The sequence below is a fragment of the Streptomyces sp. NPDC017936 genome, from assembly GCF_044328485.1.
In the GTDB taxonomy this organism is placed as follows: Bacteria; Actinomycetota; Actinomycetes; order Streptomycetales; family Streptomycetaceae; genus Streptomyces.
The window spans coordinates 141,292-156,247 of record NZ_JBIRHK010000021.1 but is presented as its reverse complement, the minus strand read 5'-3'; the positions used below and the strand labels follow the sequence as shown (position 1 = coordinate 156,247).

Genomic DNA, 14,956 nt, shown 5'->3' with positions numbered 1-14,956 from the left:
CTCACCTGGTACGGGACGGCGGAAGCGGCGCAGGCCCCGAGCCGCGTGAGCCCCCGCCGAGGTGCGGTGCCTCAGCGGGGGCTCACATCGCTCGTCACGTGATGAGGCGTGTCGGCGTGGTGGCCAGGTGGAGGCAGTACTCCAGCGGGCCGCGCCGGAAGAACCACGTCCAGGCGACGGCGGCCAGCATGGCGACCGCAGCGAAGCCCAGGAAGACCGGCAGGGCGGTGGAGTCCGGCATCGCAAAGGTGTTCAGGGCCTTGACGCCGAGGATGTGACCGACGTACGCGGTCAGCGCGATGGTCCCGAGCGCGGTGACCGGCGCGGCCAGCCACCGCAGGCGCGGCGATCGGTCCATGAGCACGAAGCAGACCGCCACGACGACGAGCGCGGCGCCGGTGTTCCCCAGGATCGACCAGGTCGTCTGGCTGTGCGGGGCCGCCACCAGCAGCCACGCGGGCTCGCCGGCGGTCGGCTCGTTGCCGATGGCGTCGGACCACCACGCCGACGCGGCCGGGCCGCCTTCCGTGGCCGCGCTGACGGCTGCCGGCGCGCCGGGGACGAGGTGCAGGGCGAGCCACGAGCCTCCGTAGCCGAGCACGGCCAGCGCGACACCCGTCAGGGCCACCGTGCTCGCCACACGGGGTCGGGTGAGGTCGAGCTTGGCCAGGGCCATTCCGGTGACGATGAACGGGAGCCAGGTCAGGACGGGATATTCGCCCGTGACGAACAGCTCCAGGACACCGTCCGACCCGGTGACGAGGGCCAGCGGATCGTGCGCGATGAACGCGTCGGACCAGCTGCCGCCGTCCACCGCCGCCCGCAGCAGATAGACCACCACGGGCATGACGAGCGCTGTCGCGGCGGCGATCACGGCCAGGGCGGCGGCCCGCAACCGGTACAGGGGGAGGGCGAGGACGAAGAGAAGTCCGTAGAAGGACAGGATCACCTCGATCGGGGTGTCCAGCCACGTCAGGGCGTACCCCATGGCGAACAGGACGGCCGAACGGATCAGCACCCGGCCCACGGCCTGGCGCCCCGCGCGTCCGGTCTGCGGTTCCGGGCGGCCGGTGAGGATGACGAGGGTGAAGCCGGCGAGCAGGGCGAAGAGGGTGGCGGCACGGCCTGCCGCAGCCTCCATCGCCCAGCCGAGCGGACCCCCCACGGCGGGGTCAGGACCGAGGTGCACGGCGTACATGCCGAGTATCGCGACACCACGGGCCAGGTCGAGGCCGACCAAGCGGCTCGTGCAGGACGGACGGGGGAAGCGTCTGCCGGCCGGTGTTGCCCTGGAGGACGCGGCCGGGGATACGTCGCGCATCATGTCGACCAGAGTGACAGACAGTCATCGATGACAACCATCCGCCTACCGTCCGGAACGACCCCGCCGACCGGCTGGGAGTGTGCCCGCCGGGCTGCCGCGGCAGGCAGCACCGGCGCGGGGAGCCGGCCGCCCCGGCGGAGGGGGCGGAAAAAGGCCGTAAACCGATCGAGGCCGGATCGATCACTGCATAGACTCCCGGGGATTCGACCTGAGGCTGTCCGGGGGGGTCTGTGTCGTTCGGTTCAGTGCGGCGTCCTCTCACCGTGGGGGTCGTCGGTGCGGCACTGCTGCTCATGGGAGCCTGCTCGTCCGGATCGGCGACGGGAAGCGCCGGCTCCGCGAAGTCCACCAGCCCCTCGCCCGCTCCCTCTCGGACGGTGCGTCAACTGAGTGCGGACGAGCTGGCGGCGGCACTGCCGCGGGACGGGACACTGCCGGGCTACGAGCTGGTCGGTCCGCCCAGGACGTCCGACGGCGACAAGCCGCAGTCGGTCGTCGGTCCCGCAGCGTGCCGGCCGCTGCAGGATGCCTTCTCGGCACCGGCCTCCGCGACGGCGGCAGCCTGGGTGAACCTGACCCCCGACACCTTCGTGCCGCCCACCGAGAGCCTCACCTTCTCCAGCTACCGGCCGGGTGGCGCGAGCGCCTCCCTCGCGGCCCTCGACAAGGCGCTCACCACCTGTGCGACCTACACCCTCCAAGGCAGTTACGGCGGCCCGGTCACCGTGGACGTGGAGCGCGTGGAACTCCCCGACGCACCGGGAGACGACGCGCTCAGCTTCCGCACCCACTGGGTGCTGGAACTGGACGGATCCAAGAGCGACACCTTCCGCCTCACCACCGCGGTCCGCGTCGGCGAAGCAACCCTCACCCTCGCCTCGGACATCGGCGCGGGCAGCGAACTGCCCGAAGCGAAGAAGCGCGCCCTGATGCCACAGCTGAACCTCGACCTGCTGAAGTCCCAGACCGACGCCCTGCGCGCGGCGCAACGCCGCTGAGCACCCGTGAGGCCCTCGCCAGATGAACCGGTTCGGCCTCATCCGCACCTGTGAGCACCCCGCGTCGTCCGGCCCGCGGCCGGACGCCCAGCAGAAAGCAGACCGCACCGTGTCCCAGGAAACCCCCATCTTCAGCCGTCTCGTCGCCGAGCGCGGCGACGTCCCCGCCCAGGTCCGCGGCGAAGCCGACCGCATCCGCCGTGACCTGGCGCAGGTGCTGCCCTGGACGCCCGCATCCGACCTGCCCACCCGCCCCGCACAGGACGGGCGAAGACCGTGACGGTGCGGACGGGCACGTCGCGCGATCGGTCGCACAGGTGCCGCTCGCCACGGTCACCGGCGATCCGGCGTTCCATGAAGGGACAGCGGCACACGCACCACCCCTCGACGGTATGCGGGACCCGGTTCAGAACAGGCGTACCCCGTGGGCGGCGTTCCCCCGCAGCGCCGCCCGCACGGCCCCACGCGGTGGCTCCGGTGCGCCGGACGCCCACCCCGGTCTGCGGGCGCGAGGCCGGGGATACAGGGTCGAGACGTTCCGGTCGGCGCAGCGCGGTCGATGCCCTGGTCGGCCCAGCCGCGCAGCTGCCGTTCGAGCTGTGTGTCGTCGTACGTGGTCAGACCGCCGCTGCCGTACACCGCGACCTCGTCACGGGCCGCGCCCAGCAAACGCACCAGCGGCAGGCCCGGCAGACGGGCCTTGAGGTTCCACAGCGCGGTGTCGACGGCGGAGACGGCACCGGCGGCGATGCCGGGCCTGCCCGCGTTGCGCAGGGCCCGGCTCATCCGGTCGCCCGCGGCGGGGACGTCGAGGGCGTCGTGCCCGACGACGAGGTCCGCCGGCTCGTGCTCGACGACGGGGGCGGTGGCGGCGGATCCGTAGGTGAAGCCGAGGCCCGCCCGGCCCGCCGCGGTGGCCTCGACCAGCACGAGGGTCGTCGCGTCCCAGGTCAGGGTCGCGTCACCGCCCGGCAGGTCCGTGGGGACCCGGTACACGGAGACGGCCGGACGCTCCACGACAGGCCCGTCGTGGAGCGCTCGGCCCGGTGGCGCCGCCTGGGTCACTTGTTCCCTTCGGTGCTGTCGTGCGGCCCGGCACCGGGGCGGTCGCCGCGGTGCCGGCTGCCCGGCAGCATCTCCTGGACCTTGGCCTTGAGCCCCTGCTTCACCATCGAGCCGCGGTCGCTGTCCCCCTTGAGGATCGCCGTGGCCGCGGCTTCGATCTGGTCCAGCGAGGCGTGCGGCGGGACGGGCGGAACGGCCGGGTCGGTGCGGAAGTCGATGACGAAGGGCCGGTCGGCAGCGAGGGCTTGGTCCCAGGCGGACTCGACGTGCTCGGGCTTCTCCACCCGGACGCCGTCCAGGCCGATGCGCTGGGCGATCTCGGCGTAAGGCAGGTCCGGGATGTGCTGGGACTCCTCGAACTGCGGGGCGCCGGACATGGCACGCATCTCCCAGGTGACCTGGTTGAGGTCGCCGTTGTTCAGCACGGCCACGATCAGCCGCGGGTCGGACCACTCGCGGTAGTACTTCGCGGCGGTGACCAGCTCCATCATGCCGTTCATCTGCATGGCGCCGTCCCCGACCAGGGCGATGGCGGGCCGGCCGGGGTGGGCGAACTTCGCGCCGATGGCGTACGGCACGCCGGGGCCCATCGTCGCCAGGGTGCCGGACAGGGAGCCGCGCATGTGTCCACGGAACCGCAGGTGGCGGGCGTACCAGTTGGCGGCCGAGCCGGAATCGGCGGCGAGGATCACGTCGTCCGGCAGCTTGCCGTCCAGGGCGTGCACGACGTACTCCGGGTTGACCGGGTCGGCGCTGACGGCGGCGCGCCGCTGCATGACCTCCCACCAGCGGGCGACGTTCTTCTCGATCTTCTCCCGCCAGGACCGGTCCTCCTTGCGGTGCAGGCGGGGCAGCAGCCGCTGCAGCGTCTCGCGGGCGTCGCCCACGAGGTTGACCTCGTTGGGGTAGCGCAGGCCGATCATGTGCGGGTCGATGTCGATCTGCACCGCCCGCGCCTGGTCCAGCTCCGGCATGAACTGCGTGTACGGGAAACTGGAGCCGATCATCAGCAGGGTGTCGCACTCCTGCATCAGCTCGTAGGAGGGGCGGGTGCCCAGCAGCCCGATGGAGCCGGTGACGTAGGGCAGGTCGTCGGGCAGGACGTCCTTGCCGAGCAGGGCCTTGGCCACGCCGGCCCCGAGCACGTCCGCCAGCCGCTCGACCTCGGCGCGCGCTCCGCGGGCTCCCTGCCCGATCAGGACGGCGACCCTCTCGCCGGAGTTCAGCACGTCGGCGGCCCGCTGGACGTCCTCGTCGGCCGGGACCGGCGCGTACCGTCCCAGTCCGAGGCTGGAGGGCACCATCTTGAAGGCGTGCGTGGGCGGGCTGTAGTCCAGCTCCTGCACGTCGGCGGGGAGGATGATCGCGGTGACGGTGCGCTCGGCGTAGGCGGTGCGGAAGGCCCGGTCGATCAGGTTCGGCAGCTGCTCGGGAACCATGGCCGTCTCGCAGAAGTCCGAGGCGACGTCCTTGTACAGGCCGGCCAGGTCCACTTCCTGCTGGTAGGAGCCGCCCATGGCGCTGCGGTTGGTCTGCCCGACCAGCGCCACGACCGGCACGTGGTCGAGCTTCGCGTCGTAGAGCCCGTTCAGCAGGTGGATCGCACCCGGCCCGGAGGTGGCCGCGCACACGCCCACCTTGCCGGAGAACTTGGCGTAGCCGACGGCTTGGAAGGCGGCCATCTCCTCGTGCCGGGCCTGGACGAACTTCGGCTTGTTGTCCGCGCGTCCCCAGGCGGCCAGCAGCCCGTTGATGCCGTCACCCGCGTAGGCGAAGACATGGTCGACGTCCCACTCGCGCAGCCGCTGGAGAATGTAGTCGGACACCTTCGTGCTGGCCATGCAAGCTCCGTTTCCGATCCCGCCAGTGAACGACCGTCCCCGGCGTCGAGACGTGTGGGGGCACGACACTCCATGGTTAACCGTGCGGGTACGCGGGAAACGTTGCCCTCGCGAAGCCTGACCCGCCCGCGTGGACATCAGCCCGGGGAGGCGGCGGGTCGTTGCACGCCTCGGCGCGGACGCGGCAGTGATCGTGCTGGTCGGCGCGGCCCGCGCACTCGCCACCGCAGGCTCCGCAGACGGCGGCGCACGCGGTACACGCCCGGGCGCAGGCGGCGCACTCCCCGATGCGGCGGGCCGGCTGGTCACGGTCCACGCCGCCCAGGCCGGTGAGGTGGGTGGCGAGCATGCCCTTGACCGCTGTGCTCGTGGAAAGCCTTCGGCGGCTTCTTCGAGGTGGCCACCGATCAGGTGACGGTCCGTGAGGCGCGCCGAGATCCGCAGTGACGTGATCGGGGCGCGAGAGCCGGCGCCGTCGCGAACATGCTCCACGCCGGCGCCGGCGGAGGTTCAGGAAGCCGGGACCTGGTCCACGAAGGACGTGCCGGCGCTGCGCAGGGACGCCACCTTCGTGGCGACCTGGGCCGGGGTGAGGACCTGGTCCTTGACGTGGAGGACGTAGTCGACCTGCTGGTCGTAGGCGCGCGGGGTGGTCGACGTCTGCCCGTCGAGGTCGATCAGCCACTGGTTGAAGTTGATGGACATGGGGCGCTCGGGCAGGTACGTCGCGTCGTGCGTGCCGAAGACGGCGCCGTCGACGTAGTAGGTGATCTTGCTGTTGTCGATGGTGACGACCAGGTCGTGCCAGCCGGCGAAGCTGCTGCGGTTCTCGCTGTGCTGGTTGACGGCCTGCCAGGGGTCGGGGTTGTAGGTCTCCCAGGAGGTCGTGTAGAGGATGTTGGCCGGCTCGCCCCAGCCGCCGTTGGGCAGGTACTCGAAGTCGTACTCGGCGTAGTCGTCGGCCATCGGGGCCTTGAGGTCGTTGATGGTGAAGAAGGTCTGGACGATGCGGTCGCCGTCGGGGCCGTACTTGGGCGCGTCGGAGAACTTCACGCGGGCCGCGTAGGTGCCGTTCTTGAACTTGGTGGCTCTGGTGAGGACTTCGGTGTGGGTGGTGGTGGAGCCGGTGCCGGCGCTGGAGGTCTCCAGGTTCATGACCGTGTTGCCGCTCTGGTTGACGAAGGTGACCTTCGACGGGTCCCAGGTGGCGCCGGGGACGCCGGGGCCACCGGAGTTGGAGCGGACGTTCCAGCCGTGGGAGGCGAGGGCCGGGTCGGTGTGCGAGGTGTAGGAGAAGTCGTCGAAGAGGGTCTCGCCGCTGCCGGTGGGCGGGTCGGTGGGCGGGTCGGTCGGCCCGTTCCCGGCGGGGGCGGTGCCCCACACGTGCGCGCCGGCCACCTGTGCGGTGACCCGCGCCCAGTCGGCGTACGCGGTCTGGGCGCCGCTGAAGGAGTAGTCGTCGCTCTGGTTCAGGGTCTGCCAGGTGGACTGGTGGAAGCGCAGTTGCATGTCGCCGGTGTCGGCGCCGGGGGAGAGGGAGCCGGCCGCGGAGGTGAAGCCGATCTCCAGGTAGCGGTCGGCCGTCGCGGTGGGGTCGGCGAGCGTGCCGAAGGTGCCGGTGATCACCGAGCAGCCCTTGACCGCCCACGAGCAGGCGAAGCGGTAGGAGGCCGTCGGGGAGTCGGCCTTGAAGTAGTAGCGGACCTTGACCTTGCTGAGCTCCACGGCGGTGCTGCCGGTGTTGCGAAGCTTCAGCCACGGCTCGCTCTGGTCGGCGGTGGCGCCGGATGCGCTGGTGCGGTACTGGACGGCGAGGCCCCCGGCCGCCGCGTCCGAGGCGGAGGCGGCCGTGAGGGGCAGGGCGGCCAGGGCCGCACTGCCGACGAGGGCGGTCAGCGCGAGGGCCGTCCGGGTGCGGGGGCGGGTGGTTCGGGTACTCATCCCGTGGTTTCCTTTCGTTCGCTCCCGTCGGCCGGCGGGAGGGATCGTGGGGTGGGTGAGGGGGAGCGGCGACCGCTTCAGGCGGGGGCGTGGGCCGTCCGGTCCTGGAGGGTGTCGTGCGGTACGCCGAGCGCGGTCAGCCGTGCGCGGTGACCGGTGAGCCGGGTGCGGAAGTCCCGCCAGTCGTCGGTGGCGTTCCACGCACGATCGGCGAGGGCGCACAGGCGGGGGTAGGTGAGGTACTCGATGTGCTCGGGCGTGGGGACGAACTCGGTCCACAACTGGCCCTGGACGCCCAGGACCTTCTCTGCGAGCCGTGGCTCGTCGGGGGGCGGCAGCAGGTCGACGCCGTACACGGTGCGCAGGTCGATGGCGCGGCCCGGCTGGGCGGGCGGTTCCTCGGGGCCCGGGCCCCGTGCGTAGTCGAAGTAGGTGTGGCGGTGGTCGGCGTGGATGACGTCGTGGCCCCGGCGCGCCGCGGCCCAGGCGTGCTCCGGCGTGCGCCAGCTCATCACCGTGCACGAGGGGGGCAGTGCGGTGCCGTCCTCGGCCCACGCGACCGGACGCCGGCCCGCCCGTACGACGTGGTCGGCCATGGTGCTCATGAACCAGCCGTGCAGGTCACGGGGGCCGGACAGCCCTTCTCGCGCGGCGCGGGCGATCGCCGCCGGGCTGCTCTCCCATTCCTCCGTGGGGACTTCGTCACCTCCGATGTGGATGTGCGAGGAGGGGAAGAGGTCCATCACCTCGTCCAGGACCGTGCGGAAGAAGTCCAGGACGTGGTCCCCGACGCCGAGGACGTTCGTGCAGATGCCCCAGTGGGTCCAGACGTCGAGGGGCCGCTCGGGGCGGTTGCCGAGTTCGGGGTAGGCGGCGAGCGCGGACCGTACGTGCCCCGGCAGACCGATCTCCGGTACGACCGTGACGCCTCGGGCCTCCGCGTGGGCGACGAGGCCGGCGAGTTCGGCGCGGGTGTACGAGCCGCCGTGCGGGCGGCCGTCGAAGCACGTGCTGCCGGCGGGGCCGACCATGGACTGGGTCCGCCGGCCGCCGATCTCGGTGAGCCGGGGGTAGGCGGCCACCGGCATCCGCCAGCCCTGGTCGTCGGTGAGGTGGAGCTGGAGCACGTTGAGCTTGTGCAGGGCGAGCAGGTCGACGAAGCGGCGCAGGTAGGACACGGGCTGGAAGTGGCGGGCGACGTCGAGCAGCATGCCTCGCCAGGGGTGGGAGGGCACGTCCGTGATCTCCACGCCGGGTAGTTCGACGTCTCCTGTGGCGGGCTGCGCGGTGAGGGCTTCGCTGGGCAGGAGCTGGCGGACCGTTTGGACGCCGCGGAGCAGGCCGGCCGGGCGGGCGGCGCGCAGCAGCACCCCGTGGGCGGAGACGGTCAGTCCGTACCCCTCCTCGCCGAGGCCGGTGAGGGCGGGGTCGAGGACGAGGACGAAGGCGCCGTCGTCGGCGTGGTCCAGGCGCAGTCCCGTGGCGGGCGCGAGGTAGGTGCGCAGGAGGTCGGCGGCCCTTTCGGCGCCGGGGGTGACGCGCAGCCGCGTGGCGTCGTCGAGGCGGTACCGGCCGGGGCGCGGGGACAACCGGCGGGGGCGGGGTACGAGGGTGAGGTCTTGACGTGGGTGTGCGGGACGGGGCTGGTCCACGGGGTTGTCTCCGGTGTTCTGCGGGACGCGGAAGAGGGAGGGGCGAACGCGCCGGCCTGAGCGACAGGTCCGCCTAGCCCTTGACTCCTCCAGCGGTCAGACCTGAGGTCACATGGCGCTGCAGGGCGAGGAAGACGATCAGCGCGGGCAGCGCGAAGAGGGTGGCGGCGGCCATCGTGGCTCCCCAGTCCGTACCGAAGGTGGTCTGGAAGGAGGAGAGCCAGACGGGCAGCGTGCGGCTGTCCTGCTGTTTGATGATGAGGAAGTTGGCGTAGGTGAACTCGTTCCAGGCCGTGATGAAGCCGAAGAGCGAGGTGGCCATCAGCCCCGGGGCGAGCAGCGGGAAGGCGATCCGGCGGAAGGCGCCCAGCCGTGTGCAGCCGTCCACCTGCGCGGCCTCCTCCAGTTCGGGTGGGATGCCGGCGATGAAGCCGCGGAGCACCACGACCGTGAAGGGCAGGGTGATCATGAAGTAGACCAGGGTGAGCGTCGGCAGCCGGTCGAGCATGTCGGTGTCGCGGGAGATGATGTAGATCGGGATGATCAGTGATTCCCACGGCGCCATCTGGGCGATGAACACCGCGAGCATGAACTGACGGCGCCCGCGCCAGCGCAGCCGGGCCACGGCGTACGCCGCGCCGAGGGCGACGATCAGGGCCAGGAGGACGGTGCCGAGGGTGACCAGGACGCTGTTGCGCCAGAACTGGGCGAAGCCGTCGGCCCGGACCGCGGTGCGGAAGTGGTCGAGGGTCCATTCCCGCGGGATCAGGCGGGGTGCGTAGGACTGGATGTCGCGGGACGGTTTGAAGGCGGTGGCGACCATCCAGTACACGGGGAAGAGGGAGACCGCCACGGTCAGGGTGGCCGCCGCGTTGAGCGGGAGCCGGCGGAGCGCGCGGCGCCGGGCGGGCCTGCGGGACGTGGTCACAGGTGCTCCCCCTCCTGGCGGAACAGTTGCCGGAAGTAGAGGACAAGGACGCCGCTCATGAGGAGGACGGTGACGAGGGAGGCGGCGGATCCCAGGTCGTAGCGCTGGTGGGCGAGTGCGGTCTGCACGGCGTACACCGGCAGGATCGTTGTCGCGTCGCCCGGTCCGCCCCGGGTCATGACCCAGATCTGGACGAACGCCTTGAAGGTCCAGATGACCTCCAGCGAGAGGACGAGCATGAAGATCGGTCGCACGACGGGGAACGTCACGGAGCGGAAGATCCTCAGTGCGCCGGCGCCGTCGAGGCGGGCGGATTCGTAGAGCTCCTCGGGCACGGTGGTGAGGGCCGAGTAGAGCGTGATGGCGGCGAACGGCACCGACTGCCACACGATGAGGAGGACGAGGATCGTGAAGGCGGCGCTGCCGTCGGCGAGCCAGGTGTATCCCTCGAAGGAGCTGAAGCCGAGGTCGGTGAGGGTTTCGTTGACGATGCCGAATTCCGAGTGGAACAGCCACTGGAAGACGGTGGTGGCGGCCACGACGGGCACCGCCCACACCAGCACCAGCGAGCTCAGGACGACGGTCCTGCCGATCCTTCCGAGCCGTTCGGTCATCAGGGCGACCAGCGTCGAGAGGACCATGATGGCGATGACGTTGACGGCCATGAACAGGAACGTGCGGCGGACGACGTCCCAGAACCTCGGGTCGGTCAACAGGGTCTGGTAGTTGCGCAGTCCCACGAACCTGGCATGACCCCTGATCAGTTCGCGCAGCCGGAAGTCCTGGAAGGAGATGAGCAGGGCCCGGCCGAGCGGATAGAACAGGAGGTAGAGCATGCCCAGGACCGCCGGTGCGATCAGCAGGTAGGGGCCGAAGGTGAGGGAACGTCTGCGGCGCGGCCGCCGGGAGGGCGTGGCGAGCATCCGTCAGGAACCACTTCTCAGCGTGGTGGTGATGGATCGGGACGCCTTGGCGGCCTCGGCCTTCGCGTCGCGGCCGGTGAGCACGGCCGTCATGTAGTCCTTGATGGGGTTCTTGGCCTCGACCGCGGCCCACTGGGGAGTGCTGGGTGTGGCGTGCCCCTCGGCGGCGCCGACCGCCATGGCCGCGGCGCCGGGGTCGGAGGCGACGGCACCGGCGAGGGTGGTCCTGTTCGGGACGTAGCTCATCGCGAGGGCGAGCTTCGTCTGCCAGGCGTCACCGGTGAGTGCCTTGATGAAGGCGTACGCCTCGTCCTGGTGCTCGGCGACGGAGGGCACGACCAGGTCGGAGCCACCGGTGAGGACGGAGCCCGGGGTGTCGGCGGTCTTGCCGGGGATGGGGAAGAAGCCCAGCTTGCCCTTGAGACCGGGGTTGCTCTGCGCGATGGCGTTGGCGCCGCCGGGGGTGGCGATGATCTGGGCGATCCGTCCCTCGGCCATGACCTCCGCCTGCAGCGGGCGGGCCTCGTCGGAGTCCTTGGGGCCCTTGCCGAGGGCCTGGAGCCGCTTGTAGAACTCCATGGCCCGCATCGCCTCGGGGCTGTCCAATCCGCCCTTCCACCTGCCGTTCTCCTGGGTGGCGAGCTGGCCGCCCTCGTCCCAGATGAAGCCGGCGAGGGCGAACCAGTTCTGCCCGGGGAGGTAGATGCCCTGGACGCCGTCCTTGTCGAGCTTCCCGGTGGCGGCGAGCCACTGGTCGCGGGTCTTGATCGTCGTGGCGTCGATGCCGGCCTGCTGGAACAGGTCGGTGCGGTAGATGACGACGCGGTTGGCGGCGTAGTACGGGATGCCGTACTGCTTGCCCTCCCAGGCGCCGGGCTCGGCGAGGCCCTTGAGCCAGGAGTCACCGCCGAGGTCGCCGACCTTCTCGGTGAAGTCGGTCAGCCCGCCGCTCTGGGCGTACTGGGCGACTTGGGTGTTGCCCACCTCGATGACATCCGGGGCGTCGTTGCTGGCCAGAGCAGCGGTGACCTTCTCGCCGATGCCCTCCCACTCCTGGATCTGGATCTTGACGTCGATGTCCGGGTGGTCCTTCTCGAAGCCGGCCTCGAACTCCTTCTGGAAGGCCTCCGAGACGCTGTCGCGCATCAGCCAGACGTCGAGGACGGTCGGTCCACCGGCGCCCTGCTCGTCACCGGACGAGGAACAGGCGACGAGCCCGGTGCTCAGCAGCAGGGCGCCGAGCAGGGCAAGGGGGCGGTACTTCACGGTTCACCTCTGGGGAGCCTGAGAACGGAGAGAGACCCCGAGCTGACCACTTACCCGTCAGGGGTTAACCAGTTGGGGCGAGATGAAGGTGGCATGGACCAATGGCAGCGTCAACCCCCGCCGCGCAGACGCGATTTGGTCACAGAGCGGCTGGAAGGCGCCGGATGGCCGGACCTGTGCAGCCAGTTGTCACCTGACCAGTGGACCAGTTATGTTTGATCGGCGAACGTCCCGACGAACGAACGAGAGTCCCCCGTATGGGAATCGACGCGGCAGCCTCCGGCGCCATACTCAAGCGTGAGCGGGTCCGTGACGCGATCCTCGAACTCATCGAGGCGCGGAGCGCCGGCGATGCCATCCCGTCCGAGCGCGTCCTCTGTGCCCGACTCGGTGTCTCACGGCCCACCTTGCGCGCGGCGGTCGACGAGCTGGTCGTCGCCGGGCTGCTGGTCCGCGAGCACGGCCGGGGCATGTTCGTGGCCGCGGAGAAGATCACCCAGGAGCTGGTCTCCGACAAGAACTCCTTCAGTCTTCCGCAGGCCGGCGGAGTCTGGACCAGCAGACTGCTGGAGTTCCGTACCCTTGCGGCCGGTGCCCGCGTCAGCCGCAAGCTCCGCATCTCGCCCGCCGCCGAGATCCTCTACGTCGCCCGCCTCCGTCTCGTGGACGGTTCCCCCATGGCCATCGAGCACCTGCACGTCCGGGCCGATCTCGCGCCCAGGCTGACCAGTGACGAGCTCGAACAGGGCGACCTCTACGAGCACCTCCGGGATCGGCACGGCGTGCAGGTCAGCGAGGCGGTGCAGTCCATCGAACCCACCGTCGTCACCCGCGCCGAAGCCGACCTGCTCGACGTCCCCGAACTCTCCCCGGCCCTGCTGTTCGAGAGACTCACCACGGATTCCCGGGGCCGCGCGGTCGAGTACGTCCACTCGCTCTACCGCGGCGACCGCTACCGCATCGTCTCGCGCCTCACCCTCAGCGCCGGTGACGAGCAGCCGGCGACGGACGAAGGCCACCACCCGGGCATCCCGCCGGGGGACTTCACCAGCGGCGACCCGGTCACCTTCTCCACACGGGGCGTCGTCCAGCAGAACACCTGAGAGGGCGTCGACCGGTCCTGACGAACGTTGCCGCTCGTACGACTGCCGGCTTGTCCGCCTGTTGGTCCCCTCGTGGGGAGGAGGCGGACGCGGCCATGGGACGTGCCGGATGAACTGCGGTCGCGAAGAAGCTGGACCGATCGCGGGCGGTGATCGATTCTCCCCCTGGCTTCGCCGGGGGGCGGCCCCACCCATGTTCGGGCGGCCCGCAGGGGCCCCAAAGCGGTCACGGCCCGGTCGACCGCGCACGGCAGGGCAGCAAGCACCACGTCCTCACCGACGGTCAGGGCATCCCTCTCGCGGTGTCGCTGACCGGCGGCGACCGCAACGACGTCACCCAACTCCTGCCCCTGCTGGGCGAGGTCCCGGCGGTGTCCGGCGTCGTCGGCCGTCCCGGACACCGGCCCGACGCCCTCCTCGCCGGCCGCGGCTACGGCCGTGACAAGTACCGCCGCCTGCCGCGACAGCGCGGGAGGCGACCGGTCACCGCCGAACGAGGCCAGGCACACGGCAGCGGCCCGGGCGTCTTCCGCTACGTGGTCGAGCGCACCAGCGCCTGGCTGCACGGCTTCCGCCGACTGCGGATCTGCTGGGGGATCCGCGACGACATCCACGACGCCTTCCTCACTCCGGGAAACGCACTCATCTGCCGGCGGCGCCCGCGCTCACGCTGTCGACCTGTCTAGCAAGGTGGACGAGGGGACTGCGGGGCGGGACCGCATGCTGCTTCCTGGGCGGCCATGACCTCATCGCCGTACTCGAAGGCCCATGCGCCGACAGCGTCGATGGGCGCCAGCAAGGTCCGGCCCAGAGCGGTGAGCCGGTATTCGACCCGTGATGGTGCGTCGGGGTCCGCCTGCCGGTCGACCAGTCCGTTGAACTGCAACCGGCGCAGAGTCTCGGTGAGGACCTTGGAACTGATGCCCCCGATCCGCTCCCGTAGTTCGACCGGGCGTCTGGGGCCGTCGCGCAGCGCCCAGAGCACCACGGCGTTCCAGGTGTGGGAGAGCAGGTCGAAAGCGAGGCGCGCGCGGCAGTCGGCGAGGAAGGCGTCGGTCGTCACGTACCAAATGGTGCCCGAACCGCCTTCTAACGTCGGTGTGAACGGTCGAAGCGGGCACGGAGAGGGAACGCGTGATGAGAATCGGTGTACTGGGAACCGGCAACATGGCCGACGCGCTCGCCACCCACTGGGTGCGGGCCGGGCACGAGGTGATCATCGGGGGGCGGGACGCACACAAGGCGGAGCGGCTCGCGACGCGCATCGGAGGCGGCGCGAAGCCTGCCGGTCTGCGCGCGGCGGCCGAGTCCGGCCAGGTGGTGCTGGCCGCGCTGCCCTTCGGGGCGGGAGCAGACGTGGCGCGGGACCTGCACGCGGCCCTGGAGGGCAAGGTGCTGATCGACTGCTCCAACCCGGTCGGGCCGGGCTTCCGGCTGCTGACGGAAGGGGGCCCCTCGGCCGCGCGGCACCTCGCCGCGGCGGCACCGGGAGCCCACGTGGTCAAGGCTTTCAACCTCTGCCACGAGGACGTGTGGCGCATGCGGCCGCCGGTCTTCGACGGGCGACCACTGGTGGTTCCGGTCTGCGGGGACGACGAGACTGCCCTCGTGCGTGTACGCGAGTTGGTGCGGGACGTGGGCTGCGAACCCGTGGCCGGCGGCGGTCTCGAGCGTGCGGGACTCCTGGAGGCGACCGCCGCGCTGTTCATCGCCCTGTGGGTCGGCGAGGGAGCGGATGCACAAGCCATCGCCCCTCCGCTGGCGTACGCGGCCGGACCGAGCCACCAGGAAACGGAAGGCGGCACGGGGGCTTTCCGCTAGGGGGTCTTGACCGGCAGCGGCCGACAGACCACTCGCGACGGCGGCTGAGGGGCTCGGATCGTGGGCGGCGCCTTCTGCGCGAGGACGGTCCGCG

Annotated in this window: 14 protein-coding genes; 5 read left to right on the top strand and 9 right to left on the bottom strand. The window is 71.1% G+C overall.

Features of this window, described 5'->3' with window-relative positions; genetic code table 11:
* Positions 1 to 94: 94 nt before the first annotated feature.
* Positions 95 to 1,324, bottom strand: a complete 1,230-nt coding sequence (locus ACH4F6_RS34620; RefSeq protein WP_397964332.1) for a heparan-alpha-glucosaminide N-acetyltransferase domain-containing protein — start codon at positions 1,322 to 1,324, stop codon at positions 95 to 97.
* 377 nt (positions 1,325 to 1,701) lie between these two features.
* Between ACH4F6_RS34620 and ACH4F6_RS34615 the strand changes: the two genes are divergently transcribed.
* Positions 1,702 to 2,322 carry a hypothetical protein gene (locus tag ACH4F6_RS34615; RefSeq protein WP_397964331.1) on the top strand — a complete coding sequence of 207 codons (621 nt, stop codon included), beginning with the start codon at positions 1,702 to 1,704 and terminating at the stop codon, positions 2,320 to 2,322.
* A 22-nt stretch (positions 2,323 to 2,344) separates the two neighbouring features.
* Positions 2,345 to 2,602, top strand: a complete 258-nt coding sequence (locus ACH4F6_RS34610) for a hypothetical protein (RefSeq protein WP_397964354.1) — start codon at positions 2,345 to 2,347, stop codon at positions 2,600 to 2,602.
* A 53-nt stretch (positions 2,603 to 2,655) separates the two neighbouring features.
* Here ACH4F6_RS34610 and ACH4F6_RS34605 read toward each other — a convergent pair whose 3' ends face one another.
* From ACH4F6_RS34605 to ACH4F6_RS34575, 7 genes are all read right to left on the bottom strand, one after another.
* Positions 2,656 to 3,339, bottom strand: coding sequence for a hypothetical protein (locus ACH4F6_RS34605; RefSeq protein WP_397964330.1), 684 nt, complete (start codon positions 3,337 to 3,339; stop codon positions 2,656 to 2,658).
* Positions 3,340 to 3,383: 44 nt separating this feature from the next.
* The gene (locus tag ACH4F6_RS34600; RefSeq protein ID WP_397964329.1) at positions 3,384 to 5,228 is read right to left on the bottom strand and encodes a thiamine pyrophosphate-requiring protein; all 1,845 of its coding nucleotides are present in this window, start codon (positions 5,226 to 5,228) and stop codon (positions 3,384 to 3,386) included.
* A gap of 510 nt (positions 5,229 to 5,738) precedes the next feature.
* Positions 5,739 to 7,169, bottom strand: a complete 1,431-nt coding sequence (locus ACH4F6_RS34595; protein ID WP_397964328.1) for a cellulose binding domain-containing protein — start codon at positions 7,167 to 7,169, stop codon at positions 5,739 to 5,741.
* Between the two features lie 77 nt (positions 7,170 to 7,246).
* A complete protein-coding gene (locus ACH4F6_RS34590) occupies positions 7,247 to 8,821 on the bottom strand; it encodes a beta-N-acetylhexosaminidase (RefSeq protein ID WP_397964327.1) in 1,575 nt (524 codons plus the stop codon).
* Positions 8,822 to 8,894: 73 nt separating this feature from the next.
* Positions 8,895 to 9,749 carry a carbohydrate ABC transporter permease gene (locus ACH4F6_RS34585; RefSeq protein ID WP_397964326.1) on the bottom strand — a complete coding sequence of 285 codons (855 nt, stop codon included), beginning with the start codon at positions 9,747 to 9,749 and terminating at the stop codon, positions 8,895 to 8,897.
* Complete coding sequence (locus ACH4F6_RS34580) at positions 9,746 to 10,672, bottom strand: carbohydrate ABC transporter permease (protein ID WP_397964325.1); 927 nt, start codon at positions 10,670 to 10,672, stop codon at positions 9,746 to 9,748. Before ACH4F6_RS34580 ends, ACH4F6_RS34585 begins: the two co-directional genes overlap by 4 nt.
* A 3-nt stretch (positions 10,673 to 10,675) precedes the next feature.
* Positions 10,676 to 11,938: an extracellular solute-binding protein gene (locus ACH4F6_RS34575; protein ID WP_397964324.1), complete on the bottom strand. Its 1,263-nt coding sequence runs from the start codon at positions 11,936 to 11,938 to the stop codon at positions 10,676 to 10,678.
* A 257-nt stretch (positions 11,939 to 12,195) separates the two neighbouring features.
* Here ACH4F6_RS34575 and ACH4F6_RS34570 point away from each other — a divergent pair, with 257 nt between their 5' ends.
* On the top strand, positions 12,196 to 13,041 hold the full coding sequence (locus tag ACH4F6_RS34570; protein ID WP_397964323.1) for a GntR family transcriptional regulator: 846 nt from the start codon (positions 12,196 to 12,198) through the stop codon (positions 13,039 to 13,041).
* A gap of 149 nt (positions 13,042 to 13,190) precedes the next feature.
* Positions 13,191 to 13,727: a transposase gene (locus ACH4F6_RS34565; protein ID WP_397964322.1), complete on the top strand. Its 537-nt coding sequence runs from the start codon at positions 13,191 to 13,193 to the stop codon at positions 13,725 to 13,727.
* On the opposite strand, the gene ACH4F6_RS34560 is transcribed toward ACH4F6_RS34565, so the two are convergent.
* Positions 13,724 to 14,104: a winged helix-turn-helix transcriptional regulator gene (locus ACH4F6_RS34560; protein ID WP_397964321.1), complete on the bottom strand. Its 381-nt coding sequence runs from the start codon at positions 14,102 to 14,104 to the stop codon at positions 13,724 to 13,726. The two genes, ACH4F6_RS34565 and ACH4F6_RS34560, sit on opposite strands and share 4 nt — an antisense overlap.
* 74 nt (positions 14,105 to 14,178) lie before the next feature.
* Between ACH4F6_RS34560 and ACH4F6_RS34555 the strand changes: the two genes are divergently transcribed.
* Complete coding sequence (locus ACH4F6_RS34555) at positions 14,179 to 14,862, top strand: NADPH-dependent F420 reductase (RefSeq protein ID WP_397964320.1); 684 nt, start codon at positions 14,179 to 14,181, stop codon at positions 14,860 to 14,862.
* Positions 14,863 to 14,956 lie beyond the last annotated feature (94 nt).

Excerpts from the sequence above, each read along its gene's own strand:
- ACH4F6_RS34620 (WP_397964332.1), bottom strand. The coding sequence starts at position 1,324 with ATGATGCGCGACGTATCCCCGGCCGCGTCCTCCAGGGCAACACCGGCC.
- ACH4F6_RS34580 (WP_397964325.1), bottom strand. The coding sequence starts at position 10,672 with ATGCTCGCCACGCCCTCCCGGCGGCCGCGCCGCAGACGTTCCCTCACC.
- ACH4F6_RS34595 (WP_397964328.1), bottom strand. The coding sequence starts at position 7,169 with ATGAGTACCCGAACCACCCGCCCCCGCACCCGGACGGCCCTCGCGCTG.
- ACH4F6_RS34570 (WP_397964323.1), top strand. The coding sequence starts at position 12,196 with ATGGGAATCGACGCGGCAGCCTCCGGCGCCATACTCAAGCGTGAGCGG.
- ACH4F6_RS34600 (WP_397964329.1), bottom strand. The coding sequence starts at position 5,228 with ATGGCCAGCACGAAGGTGTCCGACTACATTCTCCAGCGGCTGCGCGAG.
- ACH4F6_RS34610 (WP_397964354.1), top strand. The coding sequence starts at position 2,345 with ATGAACCGGTTCGGCCTCATCCGCACCTGTGAGCACCCCGCGTCGTCC.
- ACH4F6_RS34555 (WP_397964320.1), top strand. The coding sequence starts at position 14,179 with ATGAGAATCGGTGTACTGGGAACCGGCAACATGGCCGACGCGCTCGCC.